This window comes from Gordonia sp. HS-NH1 (assembly GCF_001418765.1).
Taxonomy (GTDB): Bacteria; Actinomycetota; Actinomycetes; order Mycobacteriales; family Mycobacteriaceae; genus Gordonia.
In genome coordinates this window covers 1-20,615 of record NZ_LIYC01000033.1, presented here as the reverse complement: position 1 = coordinate 20,615, position 20,615 = coordinate 1, and the positions used below count along the sequence as shown (strand labels likewise).

General features: G+C 68.4%; 21 protein-coding genes. 12 read left to right on the top strand and 9 right to left on the bottom strand.

Features of this window, described 5'->3' with window-relative positions:
* Position 1: 1 nt before the first annotated feature.
* The 4 genes from AMD30_RS18595 to AMD30_RS18580 form a co-directional block, all read right to left on the bottom strand.
* Positions 2 to 979 (bottom strand): DUF6542 domain-containing protein, encoded by a 978-nt coding sequence (locus AMD30_RS18595; RefSeq protein WP_055476636.1) that lies wholly within the window; start codon positions 977 to 979, stop codon positions 2 to 4.
* 4 nt (positions 980 to 983) lie between these two features.
* Positions 984 to 2,237: a DNA recombination protein RmuC gene (locus AMD30_RS18590; protein WP_055476660.1), complete on the bottom strand. Its 1,254-nt coding sequence runs from the start codon at positions 2,235 to 2,237 to the stop codon at positions 984 to 986.
* Positions 2,238 to 2,298: 61 nt separating this feature from the next.
* Positions 2,299 to 2,943, bottom strand: a complete 645-nt coding sequence (locus AMD30_RS18585) for a methylated-DNA--[protein]-cysteine S-methyltransferase (RefSeq protein ID WP_156354322.1) — start codon at positions 2,941 to 2,943, stop codon at positions 2,299 to 2,301.
* 108 nt (positions 2,944 to 3,051) lie between these two features.
* Entirely contained in the window at positions 3,052 to 4,608 is a 1,557-nt protein-coding gene (locus tag AMD30_RS18580; protein WP_055476635.1) for a DNA-3-methyladenine glycosylase 2 family protein, read from the bottom strand.
* A 119-nt stretch (positions 4,609 to 4,727) separates the two neighbouring features.
* Between AMD30_RS18580 and AMD30_RS18575 the strand changes: the two genes are divergently transcribed.
* From AMD30_RS18575 to AMD30_RS18555, 5 genes are all read left to right on the top strand, one after another.
* Positions 4,728 to 5,075: a hypothetical protein gene (locus tag AMD30_RS18575; RefSeq protein ID WP_197282808.1), complete on the top strand. Its 348-nt coding sequence runs from the start codon at positions 4,728 to 4,730 to the stop codon at positions 5,073 to 5,075.
* A gap of 84 nt (positions 5,076 to 5,159) precedes the next feature.
* The gene (locus AMD30_RS18570; RefSeq protein WP_010843413.1) at positions 5,160 to 6,458 is read left to right on the top strand and encodes an AI-2E family transporter; all 1,299 of its coding nucleotides are present in this window, start codon (positions 5,160 to 5,162) and stop codon (positions 6,456 to 6,458) included.
* A gap of 58 nt (positions 6,459 to 6,516) precedes the next feature.
* Positions 6,517 to 7,596 (top strand): redox-regulated ATPase YchF, encoded by a 1,080-nt coding sequence (ychF, locus tag AMD30_RS18565; RefSeq protein ID WP_055476634.1) that lies wholly within the window; start codon positions 6,517 to 6,519, stop codon positions 7,594 to 7,596.
* A 7-nt stretch (positions 7,597 to 7,603) separates the two neighbouring features.
* On the top strand, positions 7,604 to 8,095 hold the full coding sequence (locus tag AMD30_RS18560) for a peptide-methionine (S)-S-oxide reductase (RefSeq protein ID WP_055476633.1): 492 nt from the start codon (positions 7,604 to 7,606) through the stop codon (positions 8,093 to 8,095).
* A 135-nt stretch (positions 8,096 to 8,230) separates the two neighbouring features.
* Positions 8,231 to 8,668 (top strand): VOC family protein, encoded by a 438-nt coding sequence (locus tag AMD30_RS18555; RefSeq protein ID WP_010843409.1) that lies wholly within the window; start codon positions 8,231 to 8,233, stop codon positions 8,666 to 8,668.
* Positions 8,669 to 8,670: 2 nt separating this feature from the next.
* On the opposite strand, the gene AMD30_RS18550 is transcribed toward AMD30_RS18555, so the two are convergent.
* The gene (locus tag AMD30_RS18550; protein WP_055476632.1) at positions 8,671 to 10,038 is read right to left on the bottom strand and encodes a S1C family serine protease; all 1,368 of its coding nucleotides are present in this window, start codon (positions 10,036 to 10,038) and stop codon (positions 8,671 to 8,673) included.
* 149 nt (positions 10,039 to 10,187) lie between these two features.
* Here AMD30_RS18550 and AMD30_RS18545 point away from each other — a divergent pair, with 149 nt between their 5' ends.
* The 3 genes from AMD30_RS18545 (at position 10,188) to AMD30_RS18535 (ending at position 13,143) form a co-directional block, all read left to right on the top strand.
* Entirely contained in the window at positions 10,188 to 10,736 is a 549-nt protein-coding gene (locus tag AMD30_RS18545) for a putative immunity protein (RefSeq protein ID WP_055476631.1), read from the top strand.
* Positions 10,737 to 11,050: 314 nt separating this feature from the next.
* Complete coding sequence (locus AMD30_RS18540) at positions 11,051 to 12,106, top strand: hypothetical protein (RefSeq protein WP_055476658.1); 1,056 nt, start codon at positions 11,051 to 11,053, stop codon at positions 12,104 to 12,106.
* 155 nt (positions 12,107 to 12,261) lie between these two features.
* Complete coding sequence (locus AMD30_RS18535) at positions 12,262 to 13,143, top strand: sulfurtransferase (protein WP_055476630.1); 882 nt, start codon at positions 12,262 to 12,264, stop codon at positions 13,141 to 13,143.
* Positions 13,144 to 13,189: 46 nt separating this feature from the next.
* On the opposite strand, the gene AMD30_RS18530 is transcribed toward AMD30_RS18535, so the two are convergent.
* Both AMD30_RS18530 and AMD30_RS18525 read right to left on the bottom strand, forming a co-directional pair.
* Complete coding sequence (locus tag AMD30_RS18530; protein WP_055476629.1) at positions 13,190 to 14,161, bottom strand: isopenicillin N synthase family dioxygenase; 972 nt, start codon at positions 14,159 to 14,161, stop codon at positions 13,190 to 13,192.
* Positions 14,158 to 14,658 (bottom strand): nucleoside deaminase, encoded by a 501-nt coding sequence (locus AMD30_RS18525; protein WP_231632777.1) that lies wholly within the window; start codon positions 14,656 to 14,658, stop codon positions 14,158 to 14,160. Before AMD30_RS18525 ends, AMD30_RS18530 begins: the two co-directional genes overlap by 4 nt.
* Positions 14,659 to 14,747: 89 nt before the next feature.
* On the opposite strand from AMD30_RS18525, the gene AMD30_RS18520 reads away from it, so the two are divergent.
* Complete coding sequence (locus AMD30_RS18520) at positions 14,748 to 16,328, top strand: PucR family transcriptional regulator (RefSeq protein ID WP_055476627.1); 1,581 nt, start codon at positions 14,748 to 14,750, stop codon at positions 16,326 to 16,328.
* Here the strand turns inward: AMD30_RS18520 and cynS are convergent.
* Positions 16,316 to 16,768 carry a cyanase gene (gene cynS, locus AMD30_RS18515; protein WP_035717743.1) on the bottom strand — a complete coding sequence of 151 codons (453 nt, stop codon included), beginning with the start codon at positions 16,766 to 16,768 and terminating at the stop codon, positions 16,316 to 16,318. The two genes, AMD30_RS18520 and cynS, sit on opposite strands and share 13 nt — an antisense overlap.
* Positions 16,769 to 17,023: 255 nt before the next feature.
* On the opposite strand from cynS, the gene AMD30_RS18510 reads away from it, so the two are divergent.
* Positions 17,024 to 17,890 carry a formate/nitrite transporter family protein gene (locus AMD30_RS18510; RefSeq protein WP_035717720.1) on the top strand — a complete coding sequence of 289 codons (867 nt, stop codon included), beginning with the start codon at positions 17,024 to 17,026 and terminating at the stop codon, positions 17,888 to 17,890.
* A gap of 16 nt (positions 17,891 to 17,906) precedes the next feature.
* Here the strand turns inward: AMD30_RS18510 and AMD30_RS18505 are convergent, their stop codons facing one another.
* Positions 17,907 to 19,514 carry a DUF2339 domain-containing protein gene (locus AMD30_RS18505; RefSeq protein WP_055476626.1) on the bottom strand — a complete coding sequence of 536 codons (1,608 nt, stop codon included), beginning with the start codon at positions 19,512 to 19,514 and terminating at the stop codon, positions 17,907 to 17,909.
* On the opposite strand from AMD30_RS18505, the gene AMD30_RS25760 reads away from it, so the two are divergent.
* The gene (locus AMD30_RS25760; RefSeq protein ID WP_055476625.1) at positions 19,474 to 19,944 is read left to right on the top strand and encodes a hypothetical protein; all 471 of its coding nucleotides are present in this window, start codon (positions 19,474 to 19,476) and stop codon (positions 19,942 to 19,944) included. The two genes, AMD30_RS18505 and AMD30_RS25760, sit on opposite strands and share 41 nt — an antisense overlap.
* Before the next feature lie 144 nt (positions 19,945 to 20,088).
* Positions 20,089 to 20,598, top strand: coding sequence for a carboxymuconolactone decarboxylase family protein (locus AMD30_RS18495; protein WP_014927629.1), 510 nt, complete (start codon positions 20,089 to 20,091; stop codon positions 20,596 to 20,598).
* Positions 20,599 to 20,615: the final 17 nt, after the last annotated feature.

Here is a 20,615-nt window from a genome sequence, read left to right as displayed (position 1 = left end):
CTCAGGACCGGGTGTCGCCGACTCCGGCCGGGGGCGTGTCGGTGGCCGACTCGTAGGTGGGGATGTCCGAGCGGCGCGGTGTGGCGGGAGAGGTGTCCGACGGGGTGAGGTCGGGCGCCGCGAGATCGGCGACCGTCGGTCGCTGTGTGCCCGACGCGGACCGGGAAGCACCCGCCGAGCGAGAGGTCGGAGACGGCCGGTCGGGAGCGCCGTTGGTGCGGGGCTTGCGGCGGCTGCTCGGAGCGGCCGGGGTCTTCGAGGCTGGGGGCTTCGGTGCGCGGGTGACCCTCGAGGCGGGCGACTCCGTCGGAGGAACGGGCGGCGCGCCCTGCTCGGCGGATCGGGTCTTGTTCGCGGGCGACGCCGGCGGGGCATCGGCGGCCGATCCGGCCGATCCGGCCTTGGCACGGCGATGCGATGTCGCGCGTCCGCGCTGACGGTCGGATCCGCTGTCGGTCGTGGCCTTGGTGGTCGTGGCCTTGGAGGTCGGGTTGCGGCCCGACTTGTCGCGGTTCTGGGTCCTACGGTTCGTGGACTCGGCGGGGTCGCGGGTGAGGAACCACCGGGCCAGCACGAGCGCCAGCGTCACCAGGAAGGTCGTCAACATCCACGGAAAGTCTGCGGCGATGGGCAGCAGGACGTTGAAGATCAAACCTCGCAATCCGGACGACGCCTGCTCGGAGTTGAGGCCGTAGAGGGTGACGATGCTGACGAAGAACGCGATGAGCGGGGGCTGCGCGGCGGCGGTGAACAGCGCCCGGCGGCGGACGGCCAGCGCGGCGATCACACAGCCGACGAGGTAGCAGAACTTGTAGATCGACCCGAGTGAATCGTTGCTGCCGGCGTCGATGGCCGCGCCGAGGCCCGTGATCCCGGTACCCAGGAGAACGGCGCCCCACCACGGCACACCGCGGACCGCGGGCAGTACCGACTGCTGGTCCAGCGGTACCGCGGTTTGGAGACGTTGCGGGGAAGGCACATGGTCACGGTACCGGTTCGTCGACGGAATTCGTTCCACCCCCGGGCCGTGGCGTCGGTGCCGGTTGCGTCGTCGTCCCAGGTGTGTCCATCGACCCCGCGGCGCGGCAGGTGTCGTGGATCACCGGAGGTCGCGGGGCTTCGGGGACGTCGCCCAGGGCGTCGAGCTCGGCCAGACGGCGCGCGGTGACGCCAAGCCGGCTGTCCACCGAACCGATCGTCGAGTTGTAGGCGTCGACCGTGCGCTGCAAGGACGTGCCGAGTGAGCCGAGATGACCGAGGACGCCGGCGAGCCGCTGGTGGAGTTGCAGACCGAGGTCGTGGATGACCGCGGCGTCGCGGGCCATCGCGTCGTGACGCCAGCCGAGTGCGACGGTGCGCAGCAGGGCGATGAGGGTGGTCGGGGTGGCGATGACCACGTTGCGGGCGAAGCCGAACTCGAGCAGATCGGGATCGGTGCGCGCAGCGGCTTCGAGGACGACGTCGCCAGGCAGGAACAGCACCACCATCTCCGGCGTGTTGTCGAAGGCGGACCAGTAGGACTTGGCGGACAGTCGTGCGATGTGGGCGCGTAATGCGCGGGCATGCTCGCCGATGAGTCTGTCGCGAGTGGAGGAGTCGGTGGCCTCGGCCGAACGCAGGTAGGCGTCGAGGGGCACCTTGGCGTCGACGATGATGTCGCGGCCGCCGGCGAGATGGACGACCAGGTCCGGACGCAGTGTGGTGGAACCCCGGCCGTTTCCCGAACCGTTGGCGCCGGATGTGTCGGTGACCGAAACCTGTGTGCTGAAGTCGCAGTGTTTGGTCATGCCGGCGAGCTCGACAACGCGCTCGAGCTGGACCTCCCCCCACCGGCCGCGTGCGTGGGGACTGTGCAGCGCATTGGCGAGCTGCCGGGTCTGATCGTTCAGTGCGATCGATGCCGAGTGGATCCCACGCACCTGCTCGGTCAGGCCCGCATAGGCGCCGATCCGGTTGTTCTCGACCCTGCGCAGTTCGTCGGCGAGTTGCGCCAGGTTGGCGCGCAACGGCTCGACGATGTGGGCGACCGAGCTGCTGATCGCCGACGACTGCCGCCGGGCCGCGTCCTCGGTGGCCCACGACAGCGAGGACGCGACGTCCTCGCGGCCGGCGCGCAGCATCTCCACCTCGGCGCGAGCGGCGGACACGGTTGCAGCGCTGCGGGCGGCGTGCGCCCACCAACCCAGCGCGATGCCCAGGACGAGGCCGACGACGAGGGAGAGCGCAGCAGCAGTCATGTCGTCGATGGTGTCGGACACCCCCGACAAGTTCGGTCAGACCGTCGGGGTCGAGTGCCGGCTAGTGCTCGTCCGAAGCGTCGCTTGCCCCTGCCTCGAAGTCGAGCAGCCACTGCTTCGTGGGCAGGCCGTACCGGAAACCGCCGAGGGTGCCGTCGCTGCGCTTCACCCGGTGGCACGGCACGAAGAGCGCGGCCGCGTTGCGGGCGCAGGCCGCGGCCGCGGCCCGGACCGCCGCCGGCTGCCCGGCCAGTTCGGCGAAGCGCGTGTAGGTCACGGGGTGTCCGGCCTCGACCTTGCGCAGGGCGTCCCAGGCCGGGCCCAGGAACACCCCTCCGGAGCGTTGGACGACGGGAATGCGCGACGGTGCGGCGAGATCGCCGGCGTAGTAGGCCGACACCGCGTCGGTGATCTCGCCCAGCTCGGCCGATGGCTGTAGTGATCCCGGCCGGAGAGCGCGGTGGACGAGTGCCGTCAGGTAGGCGGGGTCGTCGGTCCACCCCGACGCCAGGACGTTGTGGTCGGAGTCGGCGACGACCGTGAACGGACCGTTGGGTGTGGATACGGTGGCATGGATGCCGATTGTCGTTGTGGGACCGTTGGTTTCGTGACCGGCCGGGACGGTGCCGGCGGGTTCGGTGTCGGCTGGTTCGGTGCCGCTCGCTATGGAGCCGGTGGTGTCGGGGGTGGTGGTCGGTGCGGACATGTCACTCCTGAGAGATCGGTACGGCTGGGGAATCGGTACGGCGGGGATCGGTGAGGTCGTCATCGGTACGGAGACCGAACCGCGACGCGGTCGTCGGAAGTCTGCTCGTCACACGACCTGTCCGGCGGCGTCGAGTCGGTGTCGCCAGAGGTGCATGGTCGCGTACGAGCGCCACGGTGCCCAGTGCCCGGTGTCCCGCAGATCGATTCCGAGGTCGGCGGCCGCGCGGACCACGACGAGGTCGCTCGTGAGCAGGACGTCGGGATCGCCGGTGACCCGCATCGTGACGATGTCGGCGGTCCAGGGGCCGATCCCGGGCAACTCGAGAAGCTGGGCACGAAGATCAGACGCATCGACCCCCACATGCGGTTCCATCCGACCTTGGGCGAGCGCTTCGGCGACGGCGATCACGGCGTCGACCCGGCGCCTCGGCCCGCGCAGGACCTCGTGTCCGCGGGCGGCGATGACGCTCGGCGTCGGAAAGGACTTCGACGGTGGATCGTCATCTGCCGTCGATGCTTCGGACGCGACGGCGAGCGAGTCGCCGACGGGTTCACCGAGGACGTCGACGAGACGGTCGATCTGGTTGCGGGCGGCGGCGAGGCTGACCTGCTGACCGAGCATGGTCCGGATGATGGTCTCGGCCGGGTCCAGACTGCCGGGCGCCCGGAGCCCGCTCGCCCGGTCGAGAAGTCGTCGCATCGTGTCGTCGGCGGCGAGCGCGTCCTGGACGGCGGTGATGTCGGCGTCGAGGTCGAGCAGACGACGTATCCGATTGACCGCTACACCGAGATCGCGCATGTCGAGCCCGCGGAGCGAGACGACGGCGTGGTCGTCTCGCGGTTCCACCTCCGCCGAGGCCGGGCCGTGCGGTAGTGCGAGGACCCGCCGATAGCGCCAGCCATGTGGGCTGCCCGGGGCGTCGACGACCGATTCGACGCCCGCGGCGGCGTGTGCGTGCAGAAACCACCGCATCCACGGCCATCGGTACGGCGCGCGGAACGGCAGGCGCAGGGTGACGCTCCCCGGGGCGGAATCGTTGTCGTCGTTCGGATTTCTCTTCCGGCTGGGAAGTCGACGGAGTTCGGTCGGGGTCAGTCCGAAGACCGCGCGGACAGTGTCGTTGAACTGGCGGACGCTCGCGAACCCGGCGGCGAATGCGATGTCGGTCATCGGCATCGTCGTGCACTGGATGAGCACGCGGGCGTTGGTGGCGCGGTGTGCCCTCGCGAGCGCGAGCGGCCCGGCGCCCAGATGCCGGGTCAGCACTCGGGTGAGATGTCGGGGCGAGTACCGCAGGCGCGCGGCGAGACCCTCGACGCCTTCGCGTTCGACCACACCGTCGGCGATGAGCCGCATCGCGCGAGCCGACATGTCGGCGTTGATGTTCCACAGCGGGGACCCGGGCACGGCATCGGGTGCGCAACGCCGGCAGGCGCGGAACCCCTGCTGCTGGGCGGCCGCGGCGGTGAGAACGAACGCGACGTTGCCCGGCCGGGGCGTCTGGGCCGGGCACGACGGCCGGCAATAGATTCCGGTGGTGCGGACCGTGACGAAGAACTGTCCGTCGAAACGGGCGTCGCGGGCCTGTACGGCGCGGTAGCACCGGTCGAAGTCCGGCGCGCCACCTCCGGTGTCGGGTTCTGCTGCGGTGCCTGTGGTCACCCGTTCACTGTGTCACCCGGCGGCGACGCGGTCTGGCGGGATTCGGACACGACAGCATCCGTCCCACCGAGCGGGCCAAAACTGTGATCTGGGTAACACCTTTGTGGCACCATGGCGCCATGACGACCCGGTTCGATGGCCGCCGACGAAGCCGGCACGACGACCTTCCACTCACCGGACTCCCCGCATGGGGGCTGGAGATGATGATGGGCCTCTACGGCCCCGAGACGATCAGGCGTGTCTGCGCCGAGGAGGCTGAACTCGGCGTCGTGGCTCCGCCGGTCGAGCCGTCGCCGTGGTGTACCGAGCACGCACTCTCGTCGGCTGACGACGACTGCCCACCGCGATCGGGCGGGGGGGCCGGCGAGGGCGGGGACTGCCCGGCCGTCTTCAATCACGTCGACGCGGAACTCGAGGCGATCAACTCCCTGGTCCGTTTCCTCGGGCGAAAGCTCCGCCGCCGCTGATCGCGTCGTCGGCCGATCGCATGTTCGGCCGATCGTCGCCGCGTCGATGTCGCTTTGTCACCGCGATGTGTGAGGATCCTTCGGGTGACCGACAGCTCGGACGACAAGCGCGCGGACGACACGTCCGCCGACGCGAGACAAGAGACCAGCAAGCTCGGTGCCGATGCCGTGCTCGGCGGCGACGCGGTGCTCGGCGGCGGGGAGAAGTCATACCCGACTCGCGCCCAGGTGATGATGTCGGGCCTGCGCTCGAGCGCGACGGTCGGGCTCCAGATCGTGCTGGTCGCCGCCGCGACCTGGGTGCTCTTCTGGCTGCTGGGCAAGTTCTGGGTGATCCTGCTTCCGATCTTGCTGGCCATCATCGTGTGCACCATCCTGTGGCCGCCCGTCCGGTGGATGCGCAACCACGGGGTCCCGGCCGCGGGGGCGTCGCTGTTGATGATGCTGGTCGGACTCGGGGTCCTCGGCGGGGTGGTCGGGCTGATCGTGCCGTCGGTCGTGGATCAGGCTCCCGAACTGGCAAGTCGTGCCACCGATGGCGTGGAACGTCTGCAGGAATGGGTGCAGGGTCCGCCGCTGAACTTCGACGACAAGCAGCTCGACAACATGGTCGACACCATCACCGGCCGGCTCCAGTCGAGCGCCTCGACGATCGCGGCCGGCGTGTTCAGCGGCGTCGGTACCGCCACCTCGGTTCTCATCACGATGTTCACGGCGCTCGTGCTGGTGTTCTTCTTCCTCAAGGACGGCCCGAAGTTCGTGCCGTGGCTCGACCGCACCGTCGGCAAGCCCTCCGGCAATCACCTCGGCGAGGTGCTGACCCGCATGTGGAACAGCCTCGGGGGCTTCATCCGGACGCAGGCGATCGTCAGCTTCGTCGACGCCGCGCTCATCGGTCTGGGCCTGTTCATCCTGGGTGTCCCGCTCGCCGGTGTGCTGGTGGTCATCACCTTCCTCGGCGGGTTCATCCCCATCGTCGGTGCATTCGTCGCCGGGGCCCTCGCGGTCTTGATCGCCTTGGTGTCCAACGGGCTGACCACCGCGCTCATCGTGCTCGGCATCATCCTCGCGGTGCAGCAGCTCGAGGGCAACGTGCTGCAGCCGTGGCTGCAGTCCAAGTCCATGGATCTGCACGCGGTGATCGTGCTCCTGTCGGTGACGCTCGGCGGCACGCTGTTCGGAATCACGGGCGCGTTCCTCGCGGTGCCTGCGGTGGCTTCCTTGGCCGTCGTCCTGCGCTACCTGAACGAGCAGATCGCCGAGCGGGCCGGCGAATCGTTGCCACCGACGAACACCCCGGTGACGACGCAGGTCGGCGTTCCGGACAAGGACCCGCCCACGGATCCGCCGAACCCGGTGAAGGGGTTGCTCGACCGCGACTGAGGCGCCCGATGCCACGCCCCGGCGGACTCCGCACCGCCTGCCGATAGACTGGGCGCCCGTGAGTCTCACCCTGGGAATCGTCGGTCTGCCCAACGTCGGTAAGTCGACCCTGTTCAACGCCCTGACCCGTAACGACGTGCTTGCGGCGAACTATCCGTTCGCGACCATCGAGCCCAACGTCGGCGTGGTCGAACTGCCGGACCGTCGGCTCGATCGTCTCTCGGAGATCTTCGGCAGCGAGCGGATCCTGCCCGCCACGGTGTCCTTCGTCGACATCGCCGGCATCGTCAAGGGCGCATCGGAGGGCGAGGGCATGGGCAACCAGTTTCTGGCCAACATCCGTGAGGCCGACGCCATCTGCCAGGTGGTCCGGGTCTTCGACGACGGCGACGTCGTCCACGTCGACGGTCGCGTCGACCCCTTCGCCGACATCGAGGTCATCGAGACCGAGCTGATCCTGGCGGACATGCAGACCCTGGAGAAAGCCATCCCGCGCCTGGAGAAGGACGCGCGCAAGAACAAGGATCTGGCCGAGACCCTGGCGGCCGCGAATAAGGCGCAGGAGCTCCTCGACAGCGGAAAGACGCTGTACTCGCAGAAGGATTCGTTCGACCTGGCGTCGGTGCGCGAGCTGCACCTGATGACCGCGAAGCCGTTCCTCTACGTCTTCAACTCCGACGAGGGCGTGCTGACCGACGACGCCCGCAAGGCAGAACTGCGTGCCGCCGTCGCACCGGCCGATGCGGTGTTCCTCGACGCCAAGGTGGAGAGCGAACTCCTCGAACTCGACGAGGAAGACGCGCAGGAACTGCTGGACTCCATCGGCCAGGACGAGCCGGGCCTGACATCGTTGGCGCGGGCCGGTTTTCACACGCTCGGTCTGCAGACCTATCTCACGGCCGGTCCGAAGGAATCGCGGGCCTGGACCATCCACCAGGGCGACACCGCCCCCAAGGCGGCCGGTGTCATCCACACCGACTTCGAGAAGGGCTTCATCAAGGCCGAGATCGTCTCCTTCGACGACCTCGACGCCGCCGGATCGATGGCCGCTGCCAAGTCCGCCGGCAAGGTCCGTATGGAGGGCAAGGACTACGTCATGAAAGACGGCGACGTCGTCGAGTTCCGGTTCAACGTCTGATCGAACGATGAGTTCCGTCGCGCCGAACGAAGAGCTCTACCTCGCCGGCGGATGCCTCTGGGGCGTGCAGGCGTTCGTTGCGACGTTGCCGGGCGTGACGTTCACCGAGGCCGGCCGGGCCAACGGCACGACCCTCACCCTCGACGGTGAGTACGACGGATACGCCGAATGCGTGCGGACCCAGTTCGATCCGAACCTCGTGAGCGTCGAGCAGCTCATGGCGTACCTGTTCGAGATCATCGATCCGTACAGCGTGAATCGACAGGGTCCCGACGTCGGCGAGAAGTATCGCACCGGCGTGTACTCCGACAGGCCAGAGCACCTCGAACAGGCGCGAGCCTTCATCGGTGCGCGCGACGACGCGGATCGCATCGCCGTCGAAGTGCTCCCGCTGACGAACTATGTCCGTAGCGCCGACGAGCACCAGGACCGGCTCGCGCGGTTCCCGGAGAGCGCGTGCCACCTCCCGCAGGAGCTGCTCACCAAGTACCGCGGCTGAACGTTCAGCATTAGGTATCGCTCAGCGATACCTAATGCTGAATTCACGCGCCATTGGCTCCCCGTCTCACATTCAACTGATGCCCAAAGACCGGACAGGTCGTATTCGTCGGGGGCGCCCACTAGCGTGGCGGTCATGCCCATCAAACTCGAGAACGTCGCCATCGCCGTGCGCGACCTCGACGCCGCGATCGCCTTCTTCACCGACCTGGGTCTCGACGTCATCGGCCGGGACACCGTGAGCGGGGAGTGGACCGACACCGCCGTCGGGCTCGACGGCAATCACGCGAAGATCGCCATGCTGCAGACCCCGGACGGGCACGGGCGCCTAGAACTCTTCGAGTACATCCACCCGGAGGCCGTCGAGACCCGGCCCACCCAGCCCAACGACATCGGGATGCATCGCGTCGCGTTTTCGGTCGACGACATCGACGCAGCCCTCGAAGTGGCGGCGCGGCACGGGTGTCATCCGTTGCGCGGCGTCGCCACCTACGAGGACCTGTACAAACTCACCTACGTGCGCGGCCCCAGCGACATCATCGTCATGCTCGCCCAGCAACTCTCACCGAGCTGACGTCACGGGATCCGGCCGAAGGGGTTGCCGCCGAACGGCAACGGAGAGCCGCCCGATCCGCTTCCGGACTCCGGCACCGTCGTCTCCTGCTTGTCGACGGCACTGCCCAGCTTCACCTCGACCGTGCGGGCATCGGAGCCCGAACCGATGGTCACCGGTACGGTCTCACCGGGCTTGTGGGTGAGGATCTGCGCCATGAGGTCGGCGTAATCGGCGACGGTGGTGTCCCCGATCTTGGTGATGACGTCGCCCTGCCGGATTCCCGCAGCCGCGGCGGGGCCGCCCTGCTGCACCGATGACACCGTTGCGCCCTCCGTCTGGTCGCCGGCCGACAGCGAACCCGACACGCCCAGAACCGGTTTGGTCGCCTCGCCATCCTGCAACAGCTGATTCGCGATGCGCTTGGCGGTGTTGATCGGGATGGCGAATCCCAGCCCGAAGGACTGCGGACCGCCGGACGCGGCCTGGCCGGTGTCCACCGCCGAGTTGACCGCGATGACCTGTCCCTGCAGATTCACCAGTGGCCCACCGGAATTGCCCGGGTTGATCGGGGTGTCGGTCTGCAGGCCGTTGTACACGGTGAGCGACGAACCGCTCCCGTCCCCGGCGGTCACCGTGCGCGACAGCGCGCTGACGATGCCGGAGGTCACCGTGTTGGACAGGCTGTCGGGGCTGCCGACGGCCACCACCTGCTGGCCCACCTTCAGCGCGTCCGAGTCGCCGAGCGCTGCCGGGGTGAGTCCGGATGCTCCCTCGAGCTTGATCACTGCCAGGTCGTACGACGGGGAGGTCCCGGTGACGGTCGCCTTGTGCTGGTGACCGTCGCCGGTGGTGACGACGATCGTGCTCCCGGAACCGGCGCCTGCGACGACGTGATGATTGGTCAGCACATATCCGTCGGGGGACAGGACGATCCCGCTGCCCACGGAGGTGCCGTTCGCGGTCTGCACCTTGATGTCGGCCGTCGACTTCGACGCCACGCTCGCGGCATAGGTCACCGAACCGGGTTGCGCGTCCGCGACATTGGCCGCCGCGGCCGACTGCGAGCTGAGGACCGGAACCGAGGCGGCGTCGTGCCCGAGCAGCGCACTGCCCCCGATGCCGACGGCGCCACCGAGTAGCCCGGCAAGCAACGCGGTCACGATGATCGGCTTGGTCACCCCGGCGCGTGGACGCGACACCGGTGGCATCGCCGGCGTGGGCAGGGGCGACGTGGGCGGCGGGGTGATGTGCTGATTCACCAACCAGGGACCCGGCGGTTGCGCCTGTCCGCGGGGCGGCACAAAGGGTTCGGTGATCGGATCGTGGTCGGGGGTCTGCGGCATGGGGGTCTGGGGCGTGTTCACGGCACCACGATGCCCGGACCTCATGTGAACAGGGCTACAGAAATCCTGCGGATTTCCTGACAAGCTCGACGCGGACTCTCAGGTGTTTCTGACCTGCGCACAGCGGATCTCCCGCCTGATCCGACGGGCCGGCGCGCGGGCCGGCGCTCGGCGAGGCTGCTAGCGTTCGGCCGATGGCAGACTTCGAGTTGACCGACGACGACCTGCGCGTCGTCGTGCGTTATGCCACGGAGTGGGCTGCAGAAGTACTGCCGGTCTTCGAGCGAGCGCTGCCCGGTGATGAGCGGCCGCGCGCAGCCATCGAGGCGGCGCGGCAATTCGTCGGCGGTGCACAGAGATCCGCGCTGCAGCGGACTACGGCGTTTGCGGCGCACCGGGCTGCGAAGGATGCGCCGTCGGAAGTCGCGCGACTGGCCGCACAAGCCGCCGGCGACGCCGCGGCGGCCGCCTATCTGCACCCGATTGCGAAAGCGCACCAGGTCGGGCACATCTTGCGGGCGCCGACGAACCGGGCGCTCATCGCCGAACTCGAGAGCGGCAACGACCCCGGTGTAGGCGACGAAGCGATCGAGGCCGTGTGTAGACGGACGCAGCCCGAACTCGTCGACGTGTTGTGCCGATACCCGGAACCGCGCGGTGGGGCGTCGCGATCCACGCATCTGATGGCCGATCTCGACAGGCGATTGCGGGCGTCGAGACGAACGACTTGGACGCCTGACTGAGACGACCGGCCGTTCGGTATCGCTCAATCACACTGCGCGGGAACGGGTTTGTGGCTCATTTGCCTGACAAACGACACTCGGCCATGGGAGTGTGTGATCTGGTCGGTGAGCAGTCCGGTTCACCGGCCGTCGAAGTCCGCTCATGTCGAAAGGTGTTCAGTGTCCTCGTCTGATATCGGTCTCACCGTCCTGTTCGCGTTCATCGGTCCGCTCCTGGCGCTGTACGCCAACGGCAGCTAGAAACGCCGGGGTCTCCAGCGGACTCCGTGATCCTCGCCGGCCGCACGGATTCGCACTGGTGGTCCGTGCGGCCGATGGCGTCACGGCGGACGCGTGTCACCTTCCGGGCGAAAGTTGCACATCGCGTGCCGATCGTCGTCGATACTGCACCGGTGACTCTTTCCAGACGAACCGTCCTCTCCGCCGTGACCGTGGTGTTGTTGTCGGTGGCCGGACTGCTCGTCCCGACACCGGCGGGCAGCGACGCCGCCCCCTCGGGCTGGCGTTACACGATGGTGGCGTTCAGCAATTCGAGTGCGCGCGACATGGATGTGTACGAGTCCACCGACGGCCTCGAGTACCGCATGGTGCGCAAGTCCGCCTATCGGCCGCCGACGGGGTACGTCCGAGACGCGAGCATCTTCCGGCACACCGACGGCTGGTACTACGTGACGTATACGACCGCCGACGGGGCCAGCATCGGTTTCGCGCGCAGCCGCGACCGCGTGAACTGGAGCTTCCTGTACAACTGGCCGGTGCCGCTGTGCTGTGCGTTCCTTCCGGGCACGGGTGACGGCCGGGGTCTCGGCTCGTCGAGCGGGCCCGGCTCCTCCGGGTCGGCGGGTTCGAGCGACGGTCCCTCGTTGTCGCCCTTCACGACCAAGGCCTGGGCTCCCGAGTGGTTCGTCGAGGGTGGCCGGGTCAGCGTGATCCTGTCGATGTCCACCGGGGGTGGCTTCGTCCCCTATGTGATGACGGCGCTCGATCCCGGGTTGCGGATCTGGAGCCCGCCCGTCCCGTTGTTGAGCATCGGTGCGGATCACATCGACACCACGGTCATCAAGGTCGGCCCGACCTACCACGCATTCACCAAGAACGAGACGAAGAAGTTCATCCAGCACGGGGTCGCGACGTCGTTGCTGGGGCCCTACCGCTTCGTGCCGCCGGGCAACTGGGGTCTCCTCGTCGAAGGGCCGGCGGTCGTCCAGCTTCCGAACGGTGCCTGGCGCATGTACCTCGACGCCTACCGGAACGGGCGCTATCTGTACTCCGACAGCACCGATGGAATGCGCACCTGGACGCCGGTGAAGCAGATCCCCGGGATCTCGGGGACGGTCCGTCACGTCGGGGTGATGCGCGAGCGGGCCTGACCGGGAGTACGTGCTCGCAACCGGGCACACGCTGCCCCGTGCGCGGCGGTCCGTCAACCGTCGTGCTCGGTGAGATTCGGCACCGTGCCGAGGCATCGACGGACACCTAGTCTCGGAGGAGTCGGGGTGTTTTGCCCGTTTCTCGAGAGGTTCAGATGAGTACACCTGCCCTGCCCGCCCTGGTCGATGTCGCCTGGTTGCGGGAACGTCTGGATGACCCCTCGCTGGTCATCGTCGACGCGACCACCCACCTCCCCATTCCGAAGGAGGGACCGTACGTCCCGCAATCGGGTGCGGAGTCCTATCGCGCGGAACACATCCCGGGCGCGGTGTTCGCCGACCTGCTCACCGACTTCGCCGACGCCGCGAGCGCCGAACCCTGGACGGTCCCGTCGTCGGAACAGTTCGCCTCTGCGGCTTCGGCATTGGGCATCGGCGACGGAGCCACCGTCGTGGTCTACGACCAGCTCGAGGGATTCTGGGCCACGCGTTTCTGGTGGCACCTGGGCCTCGAGGGGTTCGACGCCGTGACCGTGCTCGACGGCGGGCTGCAGGCATGGAAGGCCGCCGGTGAGCCGGTGACCGATGCCGAGTCGACCGCCACTCCGCGCAGCTTCAGCGGGACGCGCCGCCCCGAACTCCTGCGGTCGACCGCCGATGTCGCTGCGTCGCTGGATGATCCGTCGACTCTGCTGGTCAACGTCCTCGACGAGGCGACCTATCGCGGCGAAACCACCACGTACGCGCGCCAGGGTCACATCCCCGGGTCGGTGAATCTGCCGGTGTTCTCGATCCGCAACGCCGAGACCGGCGATCTTCGACCCCTCGACGAATTGCGCCGGGAATTCGAGGCGGCCGGGTTGCTGGCCGACGACACCAAGGTCGTGACCTACTGCGGCGGCGGGATCGCGGCTACCGGAATCGCCCATGCACTCGCGCTCGTCGGTCGCGACGATGTCGCGGTGTACGACGGATCGATGACCGCCTGGGCCAACGACCCATCGCTCCCGCTGGTCACCGGATCCGAGCCTCGCTGACGACGCCTCTGCTCCCTGGGGTGCCTCAGGGAGCAGAGCGCACGTCTCAGCCGACGGTGATCGCGTCCAGGCGCTGCCTGATGAAGTCCCCCGAGACCACCGGCTCGAGTCCGGCGCGGCGCCCGACAGGCGGGGCGAGGGGAGAGACGAGCGCGTCGTGGTCGAGCTCGTAGAAGAAGATCAGCGAGACGAGGTCCTCGGCCGGTGCGTCGGATTGCGGTGGGAGGACGCGGTGCCGACCCGCGGGCCAGCGTCCGGCCGACCAGTATTCGAGGATGTCGCCGATGTTGACGGTCAGGGCCTCGGGGTTCCACGGCGCGTCGGCCCAGCCGGACTGCTCGCTGTAGACCTGTAACCCACCGGCGCCCGGCTCACGGTCGAGAATGGTGACGGTGCCGAAGTCGGTGTGCGGTCCGATGCGGAACTGGCCGGGTTCAGGATGTCCGACGTCGTGCAGCGGCGGGTAGTGGTTGATGTTGGACGACCACGTCGGGTTCGACGCGAGGTTCCGGAACGGGTTGTCCGCACCGGCGAGGCCGAGCGCGGCGGCCATCAGCCCGAGCAGGTCATCGGACAGCTTCCTCATCTGAAAAGTCCACGCGGTGAACAGTTCCCGGAGTTCGGGTGTCTCGTCCGGCCACACGTCCGGAGCGAACCAGTACTCGTCGATCTCGGATGTGCCCACCGGTGTCTGCGCGCCGGAGGTGAACGATTCCTTGAGATCCGGCGGAGTCTCGGTGCCCTCGGAGAAGCCGTTGGCCTCCTTGCCCGGTCCGATCCAGCCGCGACCGCCGACGCCGACGGAGTACTTGGTCTTCACGTCGGTGGGGAGAGCGAAGAAGCGTCGGGCGGCCGCGCGAAGGGACCGCGGCAACTCGGGATCGAGCCCGTGCCCGGTGACGAGGAGGAACCCGGCGCGTTGCAGTGACTCGTCGACGGCGGCGCACACCCGTTGTGCGGCAGCTCCTCCGGAGTGCCACTCGCTGAGGTCGACGGTGAGGACGGGGCTGTCGGTCATGCCTTCCGCTCCGGCGCGTCGGCGGGAGCGATCCCGATGTCCTCGTTCCACACCGCCGGATTCGCCGCGATGTACGACGACATCATCGTCGTGCATCGCTCGTCGTCGAGCACGATGACCTCGGTCCCGTGATCCCGCAGCCAGTCCTCACCGCCGTAGAAGGAGGTGTGCTCGCCGATGACCACCGTGCCGATGCCGAACTGACGGATGAGACCCGAGCAGTACCAGCACGGTGACAGGGTCGTCACCATGATCGTCGAGGCGTAGTCCTGCTGCCGCCCTGCGGCGCGGAACGCATCCGTCTCACCGTGTGCCGACGGGTCGTCGGCCTGCACACGCCGATTGTGGCCCGCGCCGAGCACGGTGCCGTCCGAGGCGAAGAGGGCCGCGCCGATCGGGATGCCGCCCTCGGCCAGGCCCTGACGTGCCTGCTGGTAGGCGACATCGAGCATCCCGGAGAGGTCGAGACCGGCGCGGTCGGGGAGCGAGAGCGTCATGCAGTCGAGAGTGCCGTGCGGCATCGGCAGCCGCAACTGACAGATCGTCGCCCTGCAGAGGACGTGGCCAGTGCATAGTGTCTCGGTCCATGACAACCGGCCGACACCCGACGATCACCGTCACGCCGACGCTGCGAGAGATCCTCGACAACGAGCTCGCCGCGGCGGAGCCACGGATTCTCAGCGGCCACGAGCACCTCGACGCGCCGGTGCGTTGGGTGCACTCGAGCGAGATCTACGAGATCGGACCGCTGCTCACCGGTGGCGAGCTGTTGCTGACGACGGGACTCGGGTTGCGTGGGCTCGACGCGGGAACCCGCAAACACTACATCCAGGACCTCGCGCAGCGTGGCGTCGCGGCGGTGGCGATCGAGGTGGGCCGCACGTTCGAGAGCGTGCCCGAGGAGATGGTGCGGGCCGGCTCGGTGGCCCGGCTGCCGATCATCGAGTTGCGGTCAGTGGTCCCGTTCATCGATGTGTGCCGCGCGGTCAACACCTCGATCGCCGCGCGTGAGGTCGACGAACTGCGTCTTCGCTCCACGCTCGTCGACGCACTACACGACGACCTGGCGGCGGGTGCCGGCGTCGCACCCATGCTCGGTCATCTCTCCGAGATCCTCGGTGCCCCGGTCGTTCTCGTGTCCACCTCCGACGCGCTGCTGTCCGCACACGGCGTCGACGACGACTCAGCGGCGTGGCGGATCGTCGACCGGGCCGTGGCCGAGGCCGTGGTCCTCAGCAAGGGGCGTCCGATGGCGCGGCTGGTCGTGGGCGAGCGTGCCGACGGCGGCCCGAATCCGTTCGCCGAGAGCCTGCTGCGCGCGGCTGCCGGTCCCGTGGCGGTCGGCCTGACCCGTACCGGTGTCCGCGGATCGGCCCTGGCCGCGCGGCTCGTCGAAGATCTCGTCGACGGCAGGCCCATGCGGCCCGCGGACCTGCGGACACGTTTGGCCGGCGCGGGGGTGTCCGTGGCGGGACCCACCGTGGTGGTGCCCCTGGCAGCCGAAGCTCCCGACCCGCGGATGGCCGACGCCGCGGTCGCCGGGGCCGCGCTGGATTCGGTGGCGCGCAGCATCGTCGACGCCACGGTGTATGCATTGGTCGCGGTGCCGGCCGGTGGCGGCCAGGGCACTCCCGATCCGGTCGACCGAGTGGTGTCGTCACTGGTACCACGGGGCAACCGGCTGCCAGGCGCCACCGTCGTGGTCGGAACTCCCTGCCGCCTGGACGATCTCGGGCCGGGCACGGATACGGCGGCCGTCCTCTCCGAGTCGCTGCGCCGATGCGGGCGACAACTCGGGCTCGCGGCGTCGACCGCCGCTCGCCTCGGGACGGATCGCCGGGTGTTCACCTCTCGCGAACTGCTCGCCGACGATGCCGTCCGCATGCTCGACCCCGCGGTCCGCGCGGAGCTCCGGTCACTGGTGGAACCGCTGGTGTCCAACGATGAACGCTCGTCGTCCGATCTGGTCCGGACGCTGGCGGTGCATCTGTCGAACGGGTGCAGCGCGACTCGGTCGGCCGCGGCGCTGCACATCGGCAGGCAGAGTCTCTACCAGCGCATCGAGCGTATCCGGACGGTTCTGGGTTTCGACCCCACCGAACCGGCCGTGTACGCCTCGATGATGCTCGCGCTGCGATCGCTGACGGCTGACATTCACCAGTTGTAGTCGAGGAACTTGCCGTCGAAGGTCACGATCACCCGGTCGCCGTTCGGGTCCGGCCGGCGTTCGAAACCGATCTTGAAGTTGATCGCGCTCATGATGCCGTCACCGAATTCCTCGTGGATGAGTTCTTTGAGCGCGGGCCCGTAGACGGCGATCGCCTCGTGGAAGCGGTAGATGGTGGGATCACTCGCCACGGCATCGTCGGCCACACGTGTGGGCTGCTGACGCAGGCTCTCCGCGACACCTTCGCCGAGACCCAGCAATTCCACGACGGCGGTGGCTTTCGCGGCCGGGACCGGGTGTTTGCCCAACAACGCCGCGACGGTCCAGACCAGGGGGGCGTCGATCTTCTCGGCGATCGTCGCCCAGGTGAGTCCCTGGCGTATCCGTGCGGCGTTGATCAGCTCTGCGGCATCGGCTTTCGGCATGATCGGGGTGGTCATCGTCATCTCCATCGATAGTGTTGGACCACATCCACATTGCCCATCGGCGCGCGTGGTGCCAAGTCGACGCAGCAACATTCGGCAGTGTTCACACGAACGACATGTGGTTAAGCGCCGCCGGCGTCATCTGAATTTCACACCGCGACGTGGCGGGAGTGAGGTCGGTGTAACAGGGCGACTCGTCGATGACACCGGACGGTCATGTGACCTCGGTTCCATGGGGCCCGACAAACTGAGGAATTCGAGGAGAACCACATGTCCTATGTGAAACCGTCCGAATTCGCGGTGAAGATGGTCGACGCCGGCGAGTCGAAGGCGTTCATGTCCACCCGCGACACGCTGATCAGAGCATTCATGGCCGGCGCGATCCTGGCTCTGGCCGCGGCGTTCGCGGTGACGGTCACGGTGCGAACCGGTGAGCCGCTGCTGGGGGCAGTGCTGTTCCCGGTCGGGTTCATCCTGCTCTACCTGATGGGATTCGACCTGCTCACGGGCGTGTTCACGCTGGTGCCGCTGGCATTGCTCGACAAACGTCGAGGCGTGACCGTCCGGTCGATGCTGCGCAACTGGGGCCTGGTGTTCGTCGGGAACTTCCTCGGCGCCATCCTGGTCGCGGTGATGATGGCGGTCATCCTCACCTATGGGTTCAGCGTCGCACCCGACGAAGTGGGGCAGCAGCTCGGCGAGATCGGGCACAGCCGCACCGTCGGGTACGCCGAGCACGGGGCGGCCGGCATGCTGACGCTGTTCATCCGCGGTGTGCTGTGCAACTGGATGGTGTCCACGGGCGTCGTCGCCGCTTTGATGTCGACGTCGCTGCCCGGCAAGGTCATCGGTATGTGGATGCCGATCATGCTGTTCTTCTACATGGGCTTCGAGCACTCGATCGTCAACATGTTCCTCTTCCCGTCAGGTCTGATGATGGGTGGCGACTTCTCCATCGCCGACTATCTCGTGTGGAACGAGATCCCCACGGTGATCGGCAATCTCGTCGGCGGACTCACCTTCGTCGGGCTGACGCTGTACCTGACGCATGTCCGGACCGCCCCGGATCGTCGACCTCCCGCCCACGATGCGACGACCGAGGTCGACGTCGCCGCGCCGGTTCGTACGACCACCTAGTCCGTCACCGACAGGGTCAGGCGGCTGTCACCGAATCCGGCTCCGAAGGATTCTCCTGCAGGGCGCGTGCGTACCAGGCGCCCAGTCCGAGGAGGATGAGTCCGGTCACGATGAACACGATGACGCGGAAGATGCCGTCGAGGGTGGCCAGGTCGAACAGGAACAGCTTGGCGATCGCCGCGGCGACGAGGACAAGGCCTCCGGTGACCGCGGCGGTGCGTGCCGCGCCGCTGCGACGTCGGGCATATGCGAGCGCCGCGCCGGCGAGCACCATCCAGCAGGTGGTCGCCAGAACATGTCCGGCCAGGAACCCGTCTGGCCCACCGATGAGGACACCTGCGGTCACACTGATCACGGTGAGCGCATAGACGACGACCATCCCGGCGGCGATGTGGGCTGCGCGAGAAAGCGCCTCGTCGGTGAGGCGCACCCAGCCCGCAGCCAGGACGAGCGCTCCAACAGCCGCGAACAGGCTCGCGACAACGATCTCCAGGTTCGCATCGCGTCCGATCAGGTCGGCGTCGGCGAGCACGTACGGAGGCGCCGCGTGGAGCAGGGCCGCGAAACCGATCGCCCAGATGACCGAGCTGCCGGCGAGAAGCACACGCGAGGTCGTCGACCACGTCCGTGCCACGAGACCGGTCACCGTGGCCAATCCCAGCAGTACGGCGACCGCCACCGTGCCGTCGAAGGTCTCGAGGACCGCGACGAACAGCAGGAGAAGTGCGGTGGCGGACCAGATCTGGGCGACGGTGTCGGGCACGAACCGGGCGCGGGTGCCCGAGAGCGCCGAACCGATCAGCACGGTGCCGATGAGCGCGAGGGCGATGGAGGCCTGGAGGATGACCGCGCCCGGCAGATGCATCGCCGAACCGGCGAACAGTGCCGGGATGGTGGTCGCACTCGCCAGGCCCGCCATCGCTTCGGGGAACGCCGTGGTGGGCATGGCCAGCAGGGCGCCGCCGACTGCCAGCACGACGACCACGACGACCGCTGTCGCGAAGACCGGGTCGGAGTCCCCGGGCGCACCCCATCCGACGACGCCGGAGAGGCCGACCAGGGTGAGCGGGATCGTCGGGGCGGCCAGCCGCACCGCGTGCAACCAGATCCAGTCGCGACCGAGCTGGACCCACGCCGACGCGGCGCAGAGCACCACCATGAACGCGATCAGGGTCGTGTCCAGTCCGCCGGTGAGGACCGGTGCCAGGACGATGAGTGGCACCACGACCAACAGACCCAGGTGTTCGCTGCGCCACCGGTGGGCCAGCACGAGACCACCCGCCGCGACGAGGCCGGCGACGCCGAGGCCCGGGACGATCGGTAGCCACTCGTAGATCTTCGTCGCGGCGAGGACATCGAGGTAGCCGGTTGCGATTCCCGTGGCGGTCAGGGCAATGGCACCGATCCGACCGTCGGTGCGGCCGCGCAGCCACATTCCGCCGGCGACGAGTGCGGTGGCGAGCACCGCGCCGCCGGCGACGCGGAATTCCGGACGGAGGATTCCGGCCTGCGCGGCCAGGACGAGGAGCAGCGCTACACCGATGAGCGTCACGCCGACGCCGGCGGTGGCGAGGATCTTGCCGATGAGCCCGCGTTCGGCGGCCGCGCCGATACGGTCGGACATCGACGGTGCGGGTGGTCGAGGCGGCGGGGCGGCCGACGGTCGGGGCGGTCGGTACGACGGCATGGTCGTCGGACGAGGCATCTGCGGTGACACCGCGGCGCCCGCCGGATTCGGGGGAGCGGCCGGGGGCCGATGGGGTGGTGAGAACGGTGGCGCCGGCGGGGCCCACGCCGTCACGGTCGGCGGAGTGAAGCCGGGAGGCGGTGTCTGTATCTGCGTCGGTGTCCGGGGCGCGGGTCGCGGGGCGGTGCTCGTCTCGCGGGCGGGTTCGAGCGGCTCGGCGACGATGCGCCGTAGCTCTGCGAATTCGGCTGACACGGTGGACATCTGGCGCGCGATGGCGTCGAACTCGGTCGAGATCCGCGCGAGCGTGGCAGTACTCGGATCGCCGCCGAACATGCTGCTGGGAGAGGTCATGCTCCGACGATGACCGAGCGCGTCCCGGCACGGATGAGTAGTCCTACCCAGACGGCGTGGGGACTTCGTGTGATCAGACGGGTCGTGCTGTTCCCGGGCGTCCTCGGCTGACGCAGCGGCTCGTGGGCCGGCGACCGCGGGCGGTTACTGTTGGGCCATGCCTGCGCAACGGGTGCGAATAGACAAGACCACACCGCAGGTCTATCGAAAGCTGATCGCGGTGTCGGCCGAGGTCGCCGCGGCCGCCGAAGCGATCGGGTTGAGCCGCTCGCTCGTCGAGCTGGTGAACCTGCGGTGCTCGCAGCTCAACGGCTGCGCCTACTGCATGGATCTGCATGCGCAACTGGGCCGTTCCGCGGGTCTGTCGACGCAGCAGATCGACGTCATCGCGGGGTGGCGCGACGCGCCGGACCTGTTCGACGATGTCGAACAGGCCGCCCTGGAGATCGCCGAACTGGTCACCGAGCTGCCCGCGCACGACGCCGCCGACCTGGCCTACGACCGGGCCACAGACATCCTCGACACCGAACAGACCTCGGTGCTGATCTGGGCGGCGGTGACCATCAACGCGTTCAACCGCATGTCCATCGTGAGCGGTTATCGGCCCAGACCCGGACGGTCTCCGCGCAAGGCGGCGGCACCGTTCGCGAAGGACGCGAACGGCTAGGAGGCTGCTGAATTATT